The organism is Bradyrhizobium sp. Kon56 (assembly GCF_055807635.1).
This window is the reverse complement of the sequence record NZ_JBVVOU010000042.1, coordinates 1-18,493: the sequence shown is the minus strand read 5'-3', so window position 1 is coordinate 18,493 and position 18,493 is coordinate 1. Positions and strand designations below refer to the sequence as shown.

Annotated in this window: 16 protein-coding genes; 12 read left to right on the top strand and 4 right to left on the bottom strand. The window is 59.1% G+C overall.

What is annotated here, in order from left to right; genetic code table 11:
- Positions 1-78 precede the first annotated feature (78 nt).
- Complete coding sequence (locus AC0L3B_RS34960; protein WP_018459961.1) at positions 79-324, bottom strand: PilZ domain-containing protein; 246 nt, start codon at positions 322-324, stop codon at positions 79-81.
- Positions 325-837: 513 nt separating this feature from the next.
- Here AC0L3B_RS34960 and AC0L3B_RS34955 point away from each other — a divergent pair.
- Positions 838-1,011 carry a hypothetical protein gene (locus AC0L3B_RS34955; protein WP_162847251.1) on the top strand — a complete coding sequence of 58 codons (174 nt, stop codon included), beginning with the start codon at positions 838-840 and terminating at the stop codon, positions 1,009-1,011.
- Positions 1,012-2,714: 1,703 nt separating this feature from the next.
- On the opposite strand, the gene AC0L3B_RS34950 is transcribed toward AC0L3B_RS34955, so the two are convergent.
- Positions 2,715-3,341, bottom strand: a complete 627-nt coding sequence (locus tag AC0L3B_RS34950; protein ID WP_473382051.1) for a response regulator — start codon at positions 3,339-3,341, stop codon at positions 2,715-2,717.
- A gap of 2,593 nt (positions 3,342-5,934) precedes the next feature.
- Here AC0L3B_RS34950 and AC0L3B_RS34945 point away from each other — a divergent pair.
- From AC0L3B_RS34945 to terL, 5 genes are all read left to right on the top strand, one after another.
- Positions 5,935-6,150 carry a hypothetical protein gene (locus AC0L3B_RS34945; RefSeq protein WP_204513775.1) on the top strand — a complete coding sequence of 72 codons (216 nt, stop codon included), beginning with the start codon at positions 5,935-5,937 and terminating at the stop codon, positions 6,148-6,150.
- 450 nt (positions 6,151-6,600) lie between these two features.
- Positions 6,601-7,224 (top strand): hypothetical protein, encoded by a 624-nt coding sequence (locus AC0L3B_RS34940; protein ID WP_473382050.1) that lies wholly within the window; start codon positions 6,601-6,603, stop codon positions 7,222-7,224.
- A 146-nt stretch (positions 7,225-7,370) separates the two neighbouring features.
- Positions 7,371-8,477 carry a site-specific DNA-methyltransferase gene (locus AC0L3B_RS34935; protein ID WP_473382049.1) on the top strand — a complete coding sequence of 369 codons (1,107 nt, stop codon included), beginning with the start codon at positions 7,371-7,373 and terminating at the stop codon, positions 8,475-8,477.
- A complete protein-coding gene (locus tag AC0L3B_RS34930) occupies positions 8,474-8,896 on the top strand; it encodes a DUF5681 domain-containing protein (RefSeq protein ID WP_456652650.1) in 423 nt (140 codons plus the stop codon). Before AC0L3B_RS34935 ends, AC0L3B_RS34930 begins: the two co-directional genes overlap by 4 nt.
- Positions 8,893-10,296, top strand: a complete 1,404-nt coding sequence (terL, locus tag AC0L3B_RS34925) for a phage terminase large subunit (protein ID WP_456652651.1) — start codon at positions 8,893-8,895, stop codon at positions 10,294-10,296. The genes AC0L3B_RS34930 and terL overlap by 4 nt, the downstream gene beginning before the upstream one ends.
- A 125-nt stretch (positions 10,297-10,421) precedes the next feature.
- Here the strand turns inward: terL and AC0L3B_RS34920 are convergent, their stop codons facing one another.
- The gene (locus AC0L3B_RS34920; protein WP_473382045.1) at positions 10,422-10,817 is read right to left on the bottom strand and encodes a hypothetical protein; all 396 of its coding nucleotides are present in this window, start codon (positions 10,815-10,817) and stop codon (positions 10,422-10,424) included.
- Between the two features lie 245 nt (positions 10,818-11,062).
- On the opposite strand from AC0L3B_RS34920, the gene AC0L3B_RS34915 reads away from it, so the two are divergent.
- The 4 genes from AC0L3B_RS34915 to AC0L3B_RS34900 all read left to right on the top strand — a co-directional run bounded on the left by AC0L3B_RS34915 (position 11,063) and on the right by AC0L3B_RS34900 (position 14,873).
- Positions 11,063-11,923 (top strand): YqaJ viral recombinase family protein, encoded by an 861-nt coding sequence (locus AC0L3B_RS34915; protein WP_473382043.1) that lies wholly within the window; start codon positions 11,063-11,065, stop codon positions 11,921-11,923.
- Complete coding sequence (locus AC0L3B_RS34910; protein WP_473382041.1) at positions 11,907-13,049, top strand: ERF family protein; 1,143 nt, start codon at positions 11,907-11,909, stop codon at positions 13,047-13,049. Before AC0L3B_RS34915 ends, AC0L3B_RS34910 begins: the two co-directional genes overlap by 17 nt.
- On the top strand, positions 13,046-13,615 hold the full coding sequence (locus tag AC0L3B_RS34905) for a hypothetical protein (RefSeq protein ID WP_473382039.1): 570 nt from the start codon (positions 13,046-13,048) through the stop codon (positions 13,613-13,615). Before AC0L3B_RS34910 ends, AC0L3B_RS34905 begins: the two co-directional genes overlap by 4 nt.
- A 289-nt stretch (positions 13,616-13,904) precedes the next feature.
- The gene (locus tag AC0L3B_RS34900) at positions 13,905-14,873 is read left to right on the top strand and encodes an ABC transporter substrate-binding protein (protein ID WP_473382037.1); all 969 of its coding nucleotides are present in this window, start codon (positions 13,905-13,907) and stop codon (positions 14,871-14,873) included.
- A 158-nt stretch (positions 14,874-15,031) separates the two neighbouring features.
- On the opposite strand, the gene AC0L3B_RS34895 is transcribed toward AC0L3B_RS34900, so the two are convergent.
- Positions 15,032-15,382 carry a hypothetical protein gene (locus AC0L3B_RS34895; RefSeq protein ID WP_473382034.1) on the bottom strand — a complete coding sequence of 117 codons (351 nt, stop codon included), beginning with the start codon at positions 15,380-15,382 and terminating at the stop codon, positions 15,032-15,034.
- 503 nt (positions 15,383-15,885) lie between these two features.
- Between AC0L3B_RS34895 and AC0L3B_RS34890 the strand changes: the two genes are divergently transcribed.
- A complete protein-coding gene (locus AC0L3B_RS34890; protein WP_473382030.1) occupies positions 15,886-16,311 on the top strand; it encodes a cupin domain-containing protein in 426 nt (141 codons plus the stop codon).
- A gap of 284 nt (positions 16,312-16,595) precedes the next feature.
- A complete protein-coding gene (locus AC0L3B_RS34885) occupies positions 16,596-17,579 on the top strand; it encodes an ABC transporter substrate-binding protein (RefSeq protein WP_473382028.1) in 984 nt (327 codons plus the stop codon).
- Positions 17,580-18,493: the final 914 nt, after the last annotated feature.

Here is an 18,493-nt window from a genome sequence, read left to right as displayed (position 1 = left end):
TGTTTGACATCGCCCATCCATGCCAGCAAAAGAACCGCGAGTTCCATTGTAGGGCAGAGCTAACTGACTCTTCTCCGCCTAAAGATCCTCGAACGAGACCCCGATAAGATTTCCACTCAACCAGACTAGGCGGCAACTTCGGATGATGCGATCTTTCTCGAGCATTAGTTTGAATGTGGAGGCCACGTGCCGCTTCGACGGAAGCTCAACTGCTGCCCCTTCTTCCGACATGTTGACCACGCGGCAGCGTAAGCTGGCGCCGTCGCCTGAAATGTAGGCGACCTCGTCCACATCGATGCGCTCCAGCTTTCGACGTTCTATCATTTCATTATAGCCGCAACGTGATCATCTTCGCCCGATGTGCACCTTGTCTCTAGCAGCTTAAATTGTCGCGCGATCTGTGTTGCTAGGTCTGATCGTTCCTTAGCAAGAGCTTTTCTTTGCTCAAGCATGTCGTGTCCGTCACGCTCGAGCACCTGGATCAAGGTGGTTTGACTTTCGATATAAAGCTGCTTGGTTGCGATTGCTCGAGCGATAGCCGCTAGTTCATCATCGCAATCCGAAGTCATTAGCAATCTCATGGCTGGCCTGTCGGCGAGTAAAGCTACATCCTACCTGGCCTTACCTGCGAAAACGTTACACTTGTCCCAGCAGCCCGGCGCCTTCTTTTCCAACGGATTAGTCTGAAGGCGCACACGCGACACATTCTCCCGTTTGTGCGGTGCCAAACGGATTTGCCGCCTTGTCCGTACTCTTACGGACGTTGCGCATCCGCAAGCTTTGACGTCTACTTCTGATTGTTTTTATGACGATCTTTGTTTCCCGACGAGAGGGCCCATGAGCGTTAAAGCCATGATGGCGATGATCCTCCAGAACCAACTGGCCTTGCGAGGCGTGCATTCGCTGAAGGCGTCTGACTACGACCAGATCGTAGAACTTCTGATTGAGCAGCTCAGAGAGCTGGAGCTGAGCTTGGCTGTGCGAGAGATTACCGACAAGCCCCGGGAATAGCAGCAGCACCCGATTTTTTAAGGGAGGACGAAGACGAATGCGGAGATTATTGTTCAGCACCAGTGCCCAAAGCCGACAACCGCTACTGGCTGATCCGATAGAACAGTGGCGGATACCCGGCCAATCGGGTCCAGAGCCACGCGTTGGTGCGGCCTTCAGTCAGATTTCGTCCGTGCAGCAATCTCTTTGACCTTTATCAACGTTCGTTCGAATTCGGATTTGAGATATTGCTCGTGCGCCCGGTCCGTTGGCTTCAGGAGAAATGCGACTTTCACGAAAAAGCGGTTCAACAGCGAAGTAATTAAAAGATTGTCCGAGTGTTTCGACCGGAGCGCCGTAAGTCGGCGACGCATCTCGATGAGATCAAGCGTTTCGTGGTCCGGCTGCTCTCTCAAGTGAAGCTCGCGCGACTGTCCAGCGTCGAAGTCGCTGCACCGAATATAATGGTGCGGCGACTTCGCTGGGGTGGAGCGGACAAGGACAATGTCCGTGTGCGCAAACTAGTCCTCTAGCGCGCGGCCGCAATCGCGGTCTGGAATTAAGCTTGATGTTCGTGTTGCAAGTTAATTCTGGAACTGAGCAGGGCGAACGATAGGAGGTGTTGAATTTCGGATGCACTGCCCGGGCTGTTCAATGTTGAGCGCAACGTGGACACTCCCCATCTGCTGCTTTGCCGAGCCATCATGCGAATTCTTGTCTGAGGTCTTGCGTCTCCCAACGTGCACCATCGCTCCTGACGATCTTCTTGGCGCGCTCGAAGGCGTGGCTTTCGGCTGCATCGTCGCCGACGCGGACATCCTAAAGACGTTGGCCGTCTTCCGGCTCGGCCCCAGGGCGATCATCGGCGGCTCGTGCGTGACGCCCTTCGTCTCTCGTCAGAGAGGCAAGTCGGTCCAATTGATTAGCTAATCCGGTGAGTGTCCTTGCGACGCTCTTCAACAAAATTGCTCGTTCGGTGGAAATTGCGGATGATTTAGCAACGGCCTTGTATTCAATCGCGAGTTCTTGACGTCGGGCGGCAACATACAACCAACGGCCGGTCTGTCCGGTAGCGGACACACCCACCTGACCTGAGGCCGGCTCGCGGCCTTTAAATAATAAAAGGAACTTAATTTATTTAATTGCTTTAAATTTCGTGCGGCTTAATATCCGCACGCCACCGACCGGAGCTCAAGCATGCCAAGCCCCACAGAAGACGAGGACCGCCGCGAGTTCTTAAAGACCTGCGGTAGGTTTGCCGTCGTGACGCCTCCAGCGATGACGCTCCTGCTATCAACATCGCTGACGTCTAACGCCATTGCGCGGTCTGGCGGGGGCAGCTCGCATGAGCATCACCACCACCACCATCATGACGATTAAGGCAGTGGCATTTCGATAGGCGTTGCCTTGGGCAACGCCGTAGGCGATCATGCCGGCCTTACGCCGTCGCCGGCATGGAGTGGGCGGCCCTGGGGCGCTCCTGAAGCCCCCCTGCGCTCCAGGGCGCTTTCCACAGGCGCACGACCCCGATCCGGGCGAACATCACCGGCGCGCCTCGCTCCGCGACCAGTAGCAGCACTTTCATTCTGGCCGATCGCCGACCGGCAGCCCACCTCGCTTGTTGGGCGCGAATCGGCGAACTGTATAGGCAGGCGTAGGCGTGCAACAGGCTGGGGGGCCGCTGGTGAGAAGGTGGACGCCGGAAGATCATCAGCGGCTGATCGCTATGGCCGCCGCAGGAAATCGACCCGACGACATTGCTCGCGCGCTGGGGCATGGACAGAACCGGCTGTGCGAGGTCGCGCGCATCTCCACAACATCCCCTTGCGATTGGTGACGCAAAAGCGGAAGTGAACCGGAGTTGAGGCGGCCTCATTCGCGCGTAGGGGGACCTGATTGAGGAGCTGCGAGATCGCCGTGACAAGTTGGGCCGGCGCAAACGGCTTCTGCAACAGGATGCTGTTCGGGACGCTCTGGGACGCCCAATGGTCGGCCGCAGCGCCGGTCATGTAGATCACGGGAAACGTCGGCTCTTGTTCTCGAACCTGTCTGGCCAAGTCCCAGCCGCTGAGCGAGCCCATAACGTTCACGTCCACAACAAGCGCCCGATACTCTTTCATTCCGCTCTTAAAGAGAGTCAGAGCTATCGGTTTAATCGGCGAATGCATCGGCCCATCGCACCCGATGTCACCCGGGCCGAGGCCGAGCATTAAATCGGGCAAGTCCACACTCCCCAACGCGGTTTGACCAAAGCAAGGCCACACGATGAAAACCGGAGGGCGGACTTTCGGCGACAGCGCACAGGGCTCCAATCCGTCGAGGCTCTTCGGGAACGACGGACGGCGGCGCATCGCCCGGCAATCCGACGGAGCTGGCCCTCGCGGTTCGCGGGCCCATTCAAAGCGGTCGTAGTCCCACCGACTGCACGCTTCTCCCCCAAGCCCGCCACCAAGGCATCTCGACCCCTCTCGACGACCTGACTTTGGTGGTTACAACCCTGGCGCTGCACGCCACGAACTCCGTCGCGCGCATCGAGCAGATGCCTGCCAGCGGATGCATCTTCGTTGCGGCGAATTCCCTTCCTTGTCGCGATCGTAAACCGCTTTGAGGCCGCGGCTTCGGCCTGTCTGACCCGCTCTCGTCCCTCGATGAGCTGACGGTACTCGGCTTCCAGCGGGTCGCGATAGGAGAACTGCGCGGCTGGTGCACGATAGTTCGAATTTCCATACGACGAATATCGAATCATGGAAATCGAACCCGTTTTCAGGCAACCCCGCTAACTGGTGGTTCGGAAAGAAAATGCCAGATCGACGCGACGATATTCCGTCCCGGCAAGTTGGCAACGAATGTCACTCGTTAAGCTTGATGCTACCGAGATACGTTAAACCTGGAACTGCTACCAGAAATGGATCTGCACGTGAGCCGGCTAGCTATACGAACACGCGAGACCGAACCGCTCCGAATACTGACGACGCCAAACCACGAACATAATACCGCAAATATTCGTTGCGAGTTGCGGCCACTTCTGTTTAAGCTGTGGAGAATAGTGAAAACCAGAAGAAATAAGAGCGCAGCTCGCATTTAATCCGACGCAGTGAGTCGGAGTGCCTGAAGTGCCGGACATTTGGTTTCCACTTCTCGCGACCGCCATCGTCGGCACACTCCTTTTCCTGGCGTTCCGACGATAGCGCGCCGTGTGGCAATAAATCCTCAGCGGCCGCTGAAATCGCGGTTCCCTACGTGATGCCTTTGACTGTGCATAAACAGGAAGGTTCACTTCCAAGACAGGAGGTGGACGTGAGTACCTGGTTGCTCATTTTTCTAGTTATTTTGAGCGTGGGCATTTTAATCGCACACGCTATCGACGCGATGCGCTCCTGAATCGCCGGACGTCACGTGCCATTTAATTGGATTTTCCTGAAGAAGACCAAAATCGCGCACTTGTCTAATCGTAAGCGCTGCTCCGGCTCGAAATAGAGCGGCTGAGGGCTGAGTCTTCCCGCATCGCTCGTCAAGGCGAGGCAGACTGGTGAGTCGGGAAGCAAGACAAAGGAATGCATGTTGGTTTTGGCACTAACAAGGCGAAGGCTGTCTTCGCGCAGCTATGCAAGTCGCAAAGCGTTCATTGTTCAGACGCCTAGCGGCTAAGTTTGCTCTCTCAAGAGAGAAGAAGCCCCGCGGATCACCACCCGGAGAGCGAGACCGACATCGGCTCGCGCCTTACGCAATCGAAGTAATGCTAGCAGAAGGAGGGAGAACCACCGCATGAAAGCCGCGCAAATCGGGCGTTATTCGCAATGCTCAGCAGACGCCCTGAAACTAACCTCCTGCGAAACGATCCACCGCCCGATGGCAAAGAGCCGCGCGAGCCGATATTCGGCCCGAGACAGCCCCGTGTTGAGATCCACGCTCCTGCGCTTACCGGCGCCAGCGTTTCGCGGCGCTCGCTTGCAGCTGTCGAACTGCGGGACCTTTCGAGATTAGGTCGCCAAGGCCAAGCAGAGATCTCGTCGTCATCGGCCAAAACGCGCGATCGCGAGATCCAAGGCCCGGCCTTGCGAATTCGAAAACCGTGAGGCCCGAGCGGCAGGCCAGCAGCAATATCTTGCTTGCCGCTCGCAGCAATCGATGCGCGGCGATTCCCGGAGGGAAAGCATACAGCGAATGTGCGAAAGCGAACAGACCTGATGGGTCAATTTGACTAGTCTCGCGGTGGTCCCAATTGCGGACCACGTCTTCTGGGGCAGTACCATAGAGGGGCGTGCAATGGACGCTCGTGCGCGACTGGATGGTTGTCATTTCGCTCTGCACCAACATTGTGAGGCACTCGCGTCTCAAGTATCCGAACTTGAGACCCTTCGAGACCGAGTAGCCAAGGCCGAGCGCAGAATCGTCGGTGCGGCACGCGAAACTGGAGCTGGGAAGGCGGTTTATGAGGGCAGCGCGGTCGGCCCGGCCAGCAGCGCGATCATCTGATCAGCGTAAGGGTCCGGGCTTTCAAGACTGACTTCGCTGCTACCCGCCCCAGCCGGGGGGCCGGACTGTGGACATTCGTGATTACCAACCGCAATTTGAGCAGATGTCCCTCGATGAGTTGTGGGCTCTCTACACGGACGTCGACCAGATTCTCGCCGCGAGGATCGTTGCCAAAAAACAAGAACTCGACAGGCGACTCCAACAACTCCACCAAACTTATGGACCGGGCGGTTCATCAGAGCTCAGTGTCCGCGCATCATCGTCGGGTCGCGACCGCCTCTGACAAGGGCGTCGCGCTTGCCGCAAACCCAGCGCGCGAGCGAGGCGCCCCGCCTACGGTGATCGGGCCATCGATCAATGTCTGCCGGCGGTGGCTTCAGCTTGTGGCTGCACCTGTCGTCCTAGCAACAGACCAAGAGACCGCGGCGCGCGGAACCAGCTGCATGTCCATAACCAGGAGCAATGGCAATGCAACACCACAGCATCGCCGACGTCAGCTGCGTCATTCTTCAATGCCTGGATGCATATCAAGCCGCTGACGTTGAGCCACTCGTGTTGAAGTGTTTCCCGGATCTCGACCGGCATACGCTTTGGCAGGCGTACAACGTCGCCTTGGTGGCATACACGTCAGGCACAGGCCTTCACCACCAACAAAAGGAAGCAGCGGGCCGCTGGAATGACTGAGTTTGGAAAATGAGCGTTGAGAAACTGAGGGCGACCGGCCAGGACGTGTCAGCGCCGGCAGGAAATTGCATGGCGGAAGCTGATCGCGGCGCGCGTCAGCGGTCGCCCACTTCGGCGTAGAAGGCCTCCTGTCGGCCTGCCCAACCGGTCTACTGTTCCAACCGAAGCGGAAAGTTCTATTTCGCAGGAGCTCACGGGGGCGTCAGAGCGCAATGGCGAACACCCCCTCACGGCGGCAAATCTAGATCATTCTAGGGCGCTTAGAGCAAATGGCGGCCGTGGACCGCCGCTTTCCTGTTGGCTCAACAAAGATCGGCGATCACTGATCTCGCTGCAGCGGCGCGCGCGATATCGGTCTAACACGACCGTAGAGCTACGGGGTAGAACGTTAAGCGCATATGCCTCACGTTAGCATGCTGAGGGCTTCATTGACGTCCTGGGAGACCAAACATGCCCAGTTACGAATGGCTGCAGACGGACGAACGCAATAAGCGACGCTCGATTGCGGACGCCACCGACCTTCTGCCCTCAGACGGCGCGTGGAGGGGCGAAATCCGGGTCGGCGGCTTGCAACTCCTCTCAGGAGAGGTTGTCGGCCAGGTTGCCGTCTTTGCCAAGAATGCGGTCGCAGGGTCGATCTCCATCGTCACGCTCCCAACTTGCAAGAAATCTCGCGGCCGCCGCCAGGGCAGCCAGGAAGTCGAAGAATTCGACATCTTTCGTCTTGACGGAGCGATCGTCGATGGGAGCGGCACTGTCGAGCTTGTCGATGGCACGCGGCTTCGTGCAGTCGAGGTCGTCCCCGCCCTGCTGCCCTATAACGTGACCGACCTCGACTGGCGTATTCTGCATCACACCATCGCGCTGATGGAGGCCGAGGAAGCGTGCTGCACTTACCCAACGCCGTTTGGTCAGCCCAACAAGGCGCTCGATTGCAGCAAACTGCCGGGCCTCAGAGGGAAGGTTCCGCCGCGAAAGGAGATACTGCGGTACATTGCAAAGCAAGAGCCTGCACTTAAACGCCTGTCCAGGCAAAAGATAGCCGACACAGCGCACAAGTTCGGCATGCTGTAGCCAGACGGCGTCGAACGCGATGCCTCGCAACGGCCGCAGCAGTTCGAGGCGCTTTGTTGCCACAATTCGACTGGCATCACGCTTGATGCGCGCGAGCTGTGAAATGATGTTTGTTGGCAGCTTCATTCGACAAAATGGAGCTCCCCGTGACCCTGGACCGCGCCAAGATGGAGCCCGTCCACAAACTCCGGCCCGACAAGCGCAAGTCTCGCCCCTCCAAACAAGCATCAACCGCCTCGACTGACGCTCGCCTCCTGCCCGAGCAGCTCGACTGCCGCCAAACACGGCTGCTGCCGCTCGTGTCCCTGACGCCCGCGAAAAAAAATGCGCGAGCGCACTCGAAGAAGCAAATCAAGCAAGTCGAAAACTTGATCCTCCAGTTCGGCTGGACATATCCCATTCTAGCGGATGAAGGGCTGCAGATCATCTGCGGGCACGCCCGGTGGGAGGCGGCCAAGCAGCTCGGATTAAAGGAGGTCCCCGTCCTGGTGATGGGCGGCCTCAGCGACGCCGAAAAGCGCGCGCTCGCGATTGCCGACAACAAGATTCCTTCCAATGCAGGCTGGGATCGCAAACTTCTTGCCGCAGAACTTGGTGACCTCGCCTCTCTCCTCCCCGAGTGTAACCTCAGCCTAGACATCACTGGTTTTGAGCCGGCCGAGATCGACGGCCTGATGACCGATTTCGGCGATTTGGATTCGGCGGACACCCCCTGCGTCATCGCCAAGCAGCCCCTCAGTCGCAGAGGAGACCTGTGGCAGCTCGGCAAGCATCGCGTGCTGTGCGGCGATGCCTGCGATTCGGCAGATTGGTCAGTACTCATGGGCCCCGATCGGGCCAAGAACGGCGATGCGCCGCATCTCAACAACGTTGAGCTGGGCCGCCATGGCCGCAATCGCTCCAACGTCTGGACCTACGCCGGCGTCAATACCTTCCGCCAAGGTCGGCTCGCCGACCTTACGGTACATCGCACGGTCAAACCGGTGGCCTTGATCGCGGACGCGATCAAGGACTGCACGCGGCGTGAGGATCTCGTGCTCGACCCGTTCCTCGGGTCAGGCACCACCCTGCTGGCCGCGGAGCGCGTCGGCCGCAAAGCCTATGGGCTGGAGATCGATCCGCCCTACGTCGATGCCGCAATCCGCCGGTGGCAAGACGTCACCAAGCGCGATGCGATTCTTTCCGCGACCGGGCAGACGTTCGAGGAGGTCGCCGCCGAGCGGTCGGCCGCAACCGCGGAGAGTAGCACATGAGCCGCCGCAAGCCACCGCGCCGCGCCGGCGCGCCCAGAAACCAAGACGACGTCGGGTACGGCCGCCCGCCCCCCGAACACCAATTCAAGCCGGGTCAATCCGGCAACAAGAAGGGCCGGCCAAAAGGCTCCAAAAACGAGGCGACCATCATCAATGAGCTTCTCAACCGAAGAATCGACATCCGTGAAAATGGACGACTGCGCAAGATCACCGTGCTCGAAGGCATCCTGACCAAATTTGCGGACGACGCGCTGAAGGGCAAGGACAGATCGGCCGCCTTCCTTCTCAATCGCAAGCAGTTGGTCGAGTCCATCGAACAGCCTGCAACGCCACTGCTCGACATGGATGATCGCAAGGTTTTGGAATCGTACGCCGAACGACTCTACCAGCAATTCAAAAGACAAGGAGAATCGGAATGACCACCCACGATTTTGCATTGTTCACCGCCATCCTGCGCGCTGACTTCATCAGCTTTGTCTATCGCTGCTTTCTCCACCTCAACCCCGGCACGAAGTTCTTGCCGAACTGGCATATCCAAGCGATCGCATACCAGCTCGAGCGCATTCGCCGCGGCGAGATCACCCGCTTGATCATCAACATGCCGCCGCGCTACCTCAAATCCATCACGGTGTCGGTGGCATTTCCGCTGTTCCTGCTCGGCCTCGAACCCTGGCGCCGCATCATTGCCATCAGCTATGCGGATGATCTCTCTGCCAAGCATGCAAGTGACTTTCGATCGATAGCGCATACCGGTTTTTACCAGCGCGCTTTTCCAAGCATGCGCATCGCGCGCAGTACCGAAGGCGAGGTCATCACGACGCAGCGCGGATTTCGCAAGGCGACCTCGGTGCCGGGAACGCTGACCGGATTGGGGGGTGACGTCATCATCGTTGATGATCCGCAGAAGCCCATTGATGCCCAATCAGAGACGCGCAGAAATAGCACCAACCAGTGGTTGACCAATACGCTGATGTCGCGACTCGATAACAAGCAAACCAGCGCGGTGATTGTGGTGATGCAAAGGGTTCATCTGGACGATCTGTCCGGTTTTTTGGCCAGTTCATCCGATGACTGGGAGGTGCTCAGCCTGCCGGCGATCGCCGAGGCCGACGCCGCGGTTCCGATCGGGCCCAATCAATTTCACTTCAGGAAAAAAGGTGACGCGCTGCATCCAACCCATGAATCGATCGCAACGCTGCGCAAGCTGCAGCAGACGCTCGGGCCCGACGTGTTTTCCGCACAATACCAGCAGAGTCCCGTGCCGGCCGGAGGTGCCATGATCAAGCGGGATTGGTTGCGGTATTTTGACGAGGCCCCATCAAAAGATGGGCTGGGCTGCCGCATTATCCAGAGTTGGGATACGGCCGCCAAGAATGGCGCGCAAAATGACTGGTCCGTCTGTACGACGTGGCTGGTCGCGGACGGGAAATATTATCTGCTCGATCTGGTGCGCGGTCGGTTCGAATATCCCCTCCTCCGCGACACCGCGCTCGCGCTCGCCAGGCGTTTCAAGCCGCACGAAATTCTGGTCGAAGACGCCTCAACCGGGATTGCGCTGGCGCAGGAGCTCCGGGACAAGACCGATTGCTTCGTCAATCCCATCAAGATCGAACACGACAAGATCGGCCGTCTTTACGTCCAGCAGGGCAAATTTGCCGCCGGGCGGGTGTGGTTTCCAAGCAACGCGCCGTTCCTGGCCGAGCTCGAGATGGAGCTATTGACCTTCCCGCAAGGCCGTCACGACGACCAGGTCGACAGCATCAGCCAGGCGCTTGGGTATGAGGACAACGGTTACGATTACACGCTGAGTTGGGTCTGATGGCGTGTGTTGCCGTCAGGCGAGTCTCTCCATCGCCCAGTGGTGCAGCCCGAGCCGCATGAGCAGCTTTGCAGCCGGGCCATAGCGGCGATCGGACGAAACTGCAGAACGAAGCCAAGTGACCATCAATCTCGCTCGATGCTCAGCGAGCGAAGCGCCCGTTTCTGTTGCACCAAGGCGGCTCGTTCATAGCGCTCCAGCGCGTTGAGGCGTTTGAGATCTGCCGGCCTTGGGCCCGCCAAAAGCGCGACCAGCATCTCCTGCCGCAAACTGCGGAGCCGCAGCAACGCGAGCTTGGACTGTGCAAGCGCCATCGCCGAACCCGGTAAGACTTGGTGCCCGACTGCAGAAGCAATCGCGACGGCAAAATTCTGGGCCTCGGCAGGATCGCTGATAACGCTCCGCGCCAGCCCATGGCGCAGCGCATTCTGGCTGGACTTGAGCTTTCCGCCTGCCGTGTTCGGGCCGGTGCTGCGCTTGGCATTGCTGCGATTGGCTTCGATTTGTCGAGTTGACGCCATCTGCGAGCTCCTTGTCCGAGGCTGGTTGCGGCACTCGGAAACATCGCTCTAACATCTTGGTTCATCAAGATTTTTCGGGCTAAAAAACAGCAAAATTGCTGCAGAAAGGACTGGCATTCCCGCGCCAAAGGAGCGTTAATAATGGCAACCGGGCCTTCGCCGTTGGCCCCGGTCTCTCTCCTCGCCAGTGCGGGGCTTTTGGTGGTGCGGCGGCAAGCCGCGTTTGCCAAACCAAGGAGAGACCGGTGATCCCGATTGCAACCGACGGCGCCGAGGCGCCCCATCGCATCATCAAGTTCGACCCCATTGACCGGCGCGCCTTTGTCGGCGGCTCGGACGCCCGCATCATCATGGGCCATGACCAAGACGACCTCACGCGGCTGTGGCGGGAAAAGCGCGGCGAGATGGCCCCGCAAGATCTGTCGCAAAACCTGATCGTGCAGCTCGGCAGCGTGACCGAAGACCTCAACCGCAGCTGGTACCAGCGCGCGTCGGGCGTGACTATTACGGATATTCAGAAGCGGATTCGCCATCCGGTCCACAGCTGGATGGCCGCCACGCTCGATGGCATTGTCGCAGAAACCGGCGCGGTATTCGAGGCCAAGTTCATGCTGCCCTGGGCCTTCACTGAGGAGGCCGCGGCCGACAAACACATGGCGCAGCTGCAGCACAACATGTGGGTGATCGCCGCCCGTTCGGCGGTGCTCTCGATCATCACCGGCGGCGGCAAATGGGTCGAGCTCACGGTGCATGCCGATCCGCTCTACCAGCACCTGCTGCTCACGGCCGAAAAAAAGTTCTGGCGCTGCGTGCAGAGCGGCGAGCCGCCGCTGCTGTTTGGGATCGAGACGCCGCGGCCGCGGCTGGCCGCGGTCAAGGTCGTCGACATGACCGCATCCAATCTGTGGGCGGAGTGCGCGGCGACCTATCTGCGCACCCGCGATGACCATTGCGAGCACGAACTGGCCAAGACCGAGCTCAAGAAGCTGCTGCCGGAGGATGCCAAGGAAGCGTTTGGCCACGGCCTTCGTGCCAAGCGCTCCAAAGCCGGCGCGATCAGCTTTGATCCGGTTGAGATGGAGCGCGTCCATGCACCAGGCCAGTGAGCACATCGGGGCGATCGCGGCGGCGCTGGCCCGCGCGCAAGCCAAACTGACCAACCCGGAAAAGACGTTGACCGCGCTGATCCGCTCGCCGTTCCTGCGCGATGATGACCGCACCTTTCGTTATGCCTCGCTGGCGAGCGGCCTCGATATCGTGCGCAAGACCCTGAGCCAGCAGGAGATCGCCGCCATCCAGAGCACCCGGGTCGAACAGGTCACCGGCCACATCCATCTCACCACCCTGCTTGCCCATTCCTCCGGCGAGTGGATCTCCTCGGACTGGCCGGTCTGCGCCTCAAGGGACATTGAGGCGCCGCACCGCATGGGCGCGGCGCTCACCTACGCCCGACGCTACGCCCTGTTCGCGCTGGTCGGGATTGCCGGCGAGGATGATCTGGACGCCCCGGATGCGGCCGCTGGTTCCCCCGCACCACCTAACCCCAAGGCCTCGCCCGGCAAGGGCGTTCTCAACCGTGCCCCGGTGCTGCGGCCGGGCGAGTCCGCCGCACTCCGGGAGCAGCTATTGCGCCAGCTCGAAGCGCTGCCCGCCAGCACCGATCTGCTCAGCTGGGCCATGGCGAGCCTCCCGCTCAAGAACAGCCTGCAGGAGCCGGATGCCAGGCACGTCGAGGCAGCTTATCAGGCCAAGCTTGAGGACTCTGGCCGTGCTCAGGCCGAGCAGACGGCCGACCTGATTGGCACGCCAAGCCTGCCAACAGCGCCTGCTGCTGACGCCGAGGCCGCGCTGCAGCCAGCGCTACCCGAGGCCGGGCTCGCCTATCCCAAGGAGCCGTCCCGCAAACGCAGCAAGGCGCACCTGTTGTTTGTTAGGGCGCAGCCCTGCCTGGCGTGCCGGCAAACCCCGTGCGATGCCCATCATCTGAAATTCGCTCAAGCCCGGGCGCTCGGCTGCAAGGTCAGCGATGAGTTCACTGTCCCCCTGTGCCGCGCGCATCACCAGGAGCTGCATCAGCACGGCAATGAACGGGCGTGGTGGGCGAACCTGCAGATCGCGCCGCTGCCGGTGGCGCAGGAGTTGTGGGCGGCAAGCCCCGTCCACGATCCCGCCAACGTCGCCGTCGGCGCCGCGTCGCTTGCGGCAAACCTGGATTCGGAGGCCGCCGGATGAACGGTCTGTTCCAAACCGCGCGCGAGCTCACCGTCACGACGCTGCCGGTCGAGTTTGAGTCCTTGGCGCCCCCGCCACTGCTGCTGCCGGGCGAACAGCTCGAACACTACCAGGCGCTCCAGCAGGCGATTTTTGCCGACCTCGCGCCGCGGTCCGCCATCGAATGGCTGCTCGCCATTGACGTCGCCGAACTGTCCTGGGATATCCAGCGCTACCGCATGTTGCGGCATAAATTGCTCGAGACCTATCGCCAAAAGGCGGTTGAGGCGGCGCTGCGGCGCATCGACATGGTCGGAATTGATCCCGAGTTCGAAGCGGAGGCCGAGACCTACACGCTACAAAATGCCCTGAGCTGGCGGTGTGATCCCGTCGCTGCGTCCGAGATAGAGGCGCGGCTTGCGACCTATGGCTTCGACCAACGCGCCATCACCACCGAAGTCTACGTGCAGGCCCGCGAGGTTCTGGTCTTGTTCGAGGGGCTGCTCAACGCAGCACAAACCAAGCGCATGCTGCTCCTTCGCGAGATCAGGAATCATCGTTTCCTCAGTGGACCGCTGCGCCGGTGACGCCGCTCGGTTTCGGCCGATCCCTGCCCGCTCGATCCTTAGCCGACCTGCGTGTGAATGCGGTTGGGGACCGCTTGTGACCCTACGCGGACATTGGGCAGCGTCGTGGCCCTTCCGAAGCCCTATTGGAAGAGCTATAATCACCTCCCCACTCTACGGGGCGCTGAGCTAAGAAGCGGTCGCGAGTTCATCAGCTTATTTTGGGGAGTGGTTGCCGCGTTGCGGCGGATGCAGGTTGCTGATTCTCCGCGTAGCTTTGGCACGCAAACCGTGCTGATGAGGTGGTCGAATGAGGCGACGAGATTTCGTGATAGCTGTTGGGGCCATTGCCGGTCTGGGCACGATGGCTAAATCCAAAGCTCAAGTCCGAATTCGTCGTATCGGTGTGCTCACTTTGGAAGGGCCTGCGAAGCCGCTTCTCGAAGAGACCCTCAAAAAGCGGGGTTGGATGCTTGGTCAGAACCTCAAGGTTGAGTACCGGATTTACAACGGGGATACCGATCTGGCGCACCGTTATGCCCGCGAGCTAATCTCCCTAAAGCCAGATGTGCTGTATGCTGTAACCAATACCTCAATGGCGGCGTTTCAATTGGAAGGCTCGACGATTCCGACCGTCTTTGCGATGGTTAGCGATCCGGTCGGGAGACACTACGTCGATAGCTTTCACAGACCGGGCCGCAATGTGACAGGCTTTACGCCATTTGTGCCGTCGCTGGGGGGCAAATGGGTTTCCATTCTGAAGGAGGTTGCACCGGACATCCAGCACGTTGGTCTCATTTACAATCCTGAACCTGGGAATAATGCCGCTGCATTTCGCAAATCGATTGATGAGACTGCGAGCCTGACAGGGATTGTGTCGGTGGAAGCACCCAGCGGCGACAGCTCCGGTATCGAGCGTCTAATCATTTCCCTAAAGGAGAAGCCTAATAGTGGGCTGATCTTCTTGCCTGACGCCTTTACTTGGGTTCAACGGAGGCATTTGACGGACCTGATCGGACAGTGCGCACTTCCGGCAATATATCCGCTCCGTGGCTTCCCTGAAGCAGGCGGCCTAATATCGTACGGTATCGACATGAATAAGATATATGTCGGCGCGGCCACTTACATTGACCAGATTTTGCGTGGCGCTAATCCCGCTGAACTGCCAGTTCAAGCCCCAACCGAATTTGAGCTGATCGTCAATCAAAAAGCAGCAAAGCAACTCGGCCTTCGACTGCCGCCGACGCTGCTCGCCCGCGCTGACGAGGTGATCGAATAGAGAAGCTGATTGTTGCGGTGCATGAGTCTGGTTATGACCCCGTGGCCTGACCTCAGCCCGGAGCGCGGGGATGTCCGCCTCGGGCAACTGACCCGACCAAGGCCATGCTGGCTGGAGAGGGCAGCCTTTGACCGAAGCGGACTACCTTTTAAAGGGCATTAAGTCATACTGCCAGGCATGAAGCATCGGACGCGCGGATGGCCGTCTATGTAGTGCCTCCAGACCATTGTGCGGCCGAAACGGTTTGGTTGGGTGATAACCGCGCCGTCAGGTACGATCACCCATTCGTCGTCAATGAGGACGCGGTAACGCCCACGAGTGGACTCCCAATCCGCATCGGACACTACGTAGCCGTCGGCATCGGTACAGCACTTCCAAAATTCGCTCTGCAGGCTTTCGAACCATGGCTTCAGCGGAGAGTGGTCGTATCGGCCATCGTCACCTGCCAGTACGGGTGTCAGTAGCAACGCTGAGCCAAGCAACGATGCCGCAAGTTTCGCTGGAAACATCTCTTTGCCTCCGCGATATTCACCGGCCGATGCGCTGGCTTGGTGCGGCTTAGGCTGGCAACCCGGAAACTAAGTCCGTTGCAACTGCCGCTGATGAGTGACGGTAGCCAAAATCGCTCGACGCTGTGATGGGACAGTTCATCCCCATCGTCTACTGACGTGAGTCCGGCAATTCGAGCGAAGGTTCAAAAACGACAACAGTTCAACTAAAGGTCAGTGCAGCTGCTTCTTTGGCCCAGCCTGTCAGGACGGCTTGACTCGACTCGGCCAATTGACCGCTGCTGGGCCATCGGCGAAGTAGCAGCGCACCGGTTGAGGTCCGCTCAGTGAGGCATGGTGGACCAGATTTGCTCGCGTTGAGTTCTTCGCATTTTGACCCATGCCAGACATCATTGCCCAATAGACATGCCCAAGGTCCGACCATAGGCTTTCTGCTGATACTTCGGTGCGGACGAGCGGAGCCGTCCCGCGATCTTTTCTATGGCGTCACGGAAGGCACGACAATGGCTGAACTTATCAAGGTTGGCGAAATGCAATTGCGGTTTCTGCGCACCAAGTATGATACCAGCGGGGCGCTTGAAATGTTTGAGGTGGTGATCCCGCCCAACTCCCGTATGCCGGTCCCGCACCATCACCGTGACTGGGAAGAAACGATCTATGGTCTTGAAGGCGTCATCACCTGGACGGTCGCCGGCAAGCGCATCGAGATCAAGCCCGGAGACGATCTCTTCATCCCGCGCGGTGTTGTCCACGGGTTCGTCAACGAGACGCAGGCGATTGCGAAAATGCTTTGCGTTCTCACGCCAGGCGTTCTCGGGCCGGAATTCTTCCGAGAAATGGCCATAGCCATCGGCGGCCCTGCGCCTCTTGATCCTGCCCAGATGGGCGAGATCATGAAACGTCACGGCCTGATACCTGCGCCATTTTGATTAGGTGGGCCGGCTGCATTCGCGCTCTGCTCGCGAACCGCGTGTTATTTGTGAATGTCGCTTGTTGGCCCGAAGGCGAAGATCGCCATCGTGTTCCGCACGTCGGCCGGCGGGGCCAGAGCGGACCTCGAGAACACGCTGGCAAATTGAGGCGAATGACCCAAAGCCGATCGGTCCTGCACCGAATTTGCGATGCAGCATTTGCATCGGGTGCGACGATGTGCACCGGCTGCCACAACTAACACCTGATAACATTTAACCGGCTCACTATCTTCGAGGCCCAAATGAGGCGACTGGAGCTCATTGCGCTTTTCATGATTGCAGTAGCGATGTCGCCGTGTGCGATATACGCCCAGAAGAGCCCGCTTCCGATAGTAGGCTACCTTGGCTTCGATTCCGCCGAGAAAAGCAAGGAACTGCTCGTCGCTTTTCGCGGCGGGCTGCGCGCCAAGGGTTTTGTTGAGAATCAGAACGTCGCAATCGAGTACCGCTTCGCCGAGGGAAAGTATGATCGGTTTCCGGAGCTGATAGCTAACCTCGTCCAAGGCCGTGTTCAGGTAATTGTCGCCGCCACTGGCACCAATGGAGTCTTGGCGACAACCTCCGCAACAAAGACAATCCCCATCGTGTTTGCAATTGCCATGGACCCTGTATCCCTTGGCGTCGTTTCCAGTTTGAACAGGCCCGGAGGCAACGCCACCGGTGTGAGCATGTACACTCCACAGCTTACGGCCAAGCGACTTGAGCTCTTGGCCGAGTTGACGCCGGGAGGCGGTTCGATCGCCGTGCTGATCAATCCGACAAACCCTAACGCAAATGTGGTCGCCTCAGACGCTGAGGCTGCCGCTAAGTCGCTCGCGCGGGCGATTCACATTCTGAAGGCCAGCACAGACGAGCAAATTGCTGCTGCCTTCAAGGAGATCAGAGACCAGCAGCATGTTGCACTTCTCGTTAGCCCAGACGCATTTTACATCGCGCGGCGAGAGAGACTTGCCGCGCTGTCCGAGCAAGGTCGGATTCCTGCGATCTACGAGTGGTCTCTTTTCGTAAAATATGGGGGACTTATGAGTTATTCACCGCGCATCACCGATGTTTCCTACCAGCTTGGCGTTTATGCAGGAAAAATTCTGAACGGCGCTGCACCCGCCGATCTACCCGTCGAGCAGCCTACTAGGTTCGAGTTGGCGATCAATCTGAGAACTGCAAAGATAATCGGCCTTACCATCCCGCCCCATCTTCTCGCGCGCGCCGACGAGGTGATTGAATAGCGGGCAAGCTACGTCCGCTCGTGGCCCATCGGCGACCTCGGAGCCCATCCGCTCTTCGGCCGATGTTGGCGGTAAACCGCACATCAGGTAGCCAGCCTCTTAATGAGTACCTGGGGCCGTTTTGAACTTTCGCTCCATCGTTCAAGCCGTTCCACAACCGGCATTGCCATCGCACTATTTGGAATGGGCATCTTTTCGCAGCTTGATCGAGCGTTCTTCTATGGCCGCAATACCGACGCCGTGCTCAAGCTTGCGCGGTAGATTGGCCGAGGCTTTGGGCTGTAGGTCAGCCGCGCTGCGCTCAAGATCGCTCGGGGACTACTTCTTCAACAGCAGTCCCAACGTTCGCGCCATGCGCCTCACCGATCCGGCGTGGCGACCGAGATCGGCGGCTATCCTCGATGTGCCAACTCCCTGCCGGGCGAGCCTGACCAATCGGCGGACCTCCTGCTCGGCCCATTGCTTTGGCTTCGGTGTTTTCATGATGCGGCGCTCGATCCGCACCAGTTAACCAGCGAGCGTTATTACCGACACCTGGGAAATTTACGGGTGGGCTTCCTGCCTGAGGCCGGCCCTCGCCGTTGAACGGCAATTTAGGCGCCTTGGGCCGTAGCGAGCTTGTCGTTCGTCCTAACCATGATGAACAAGTAGGCCATCGCGCGCGTCGAGCAAGACACTTTCATCTGTCAAATGCGTCAACTTGCCTGTCTTTCCGACCGCATTCGCCGCATTCTCAAAGGAATGCCGCCTCCGTCGTCGATGATCAAAGTTGGCGCGCGCCAAGCCGTGCAAAGTGGCATATACTCGTAGTATTACAGCCTAACGAAAGAATGCCCCTCGGAACAAATGCAACGCGACGTCCTACGTCAGGAGGACGTCGCGATGCAATTGTGCATCACAACCAGAGGGGAAGT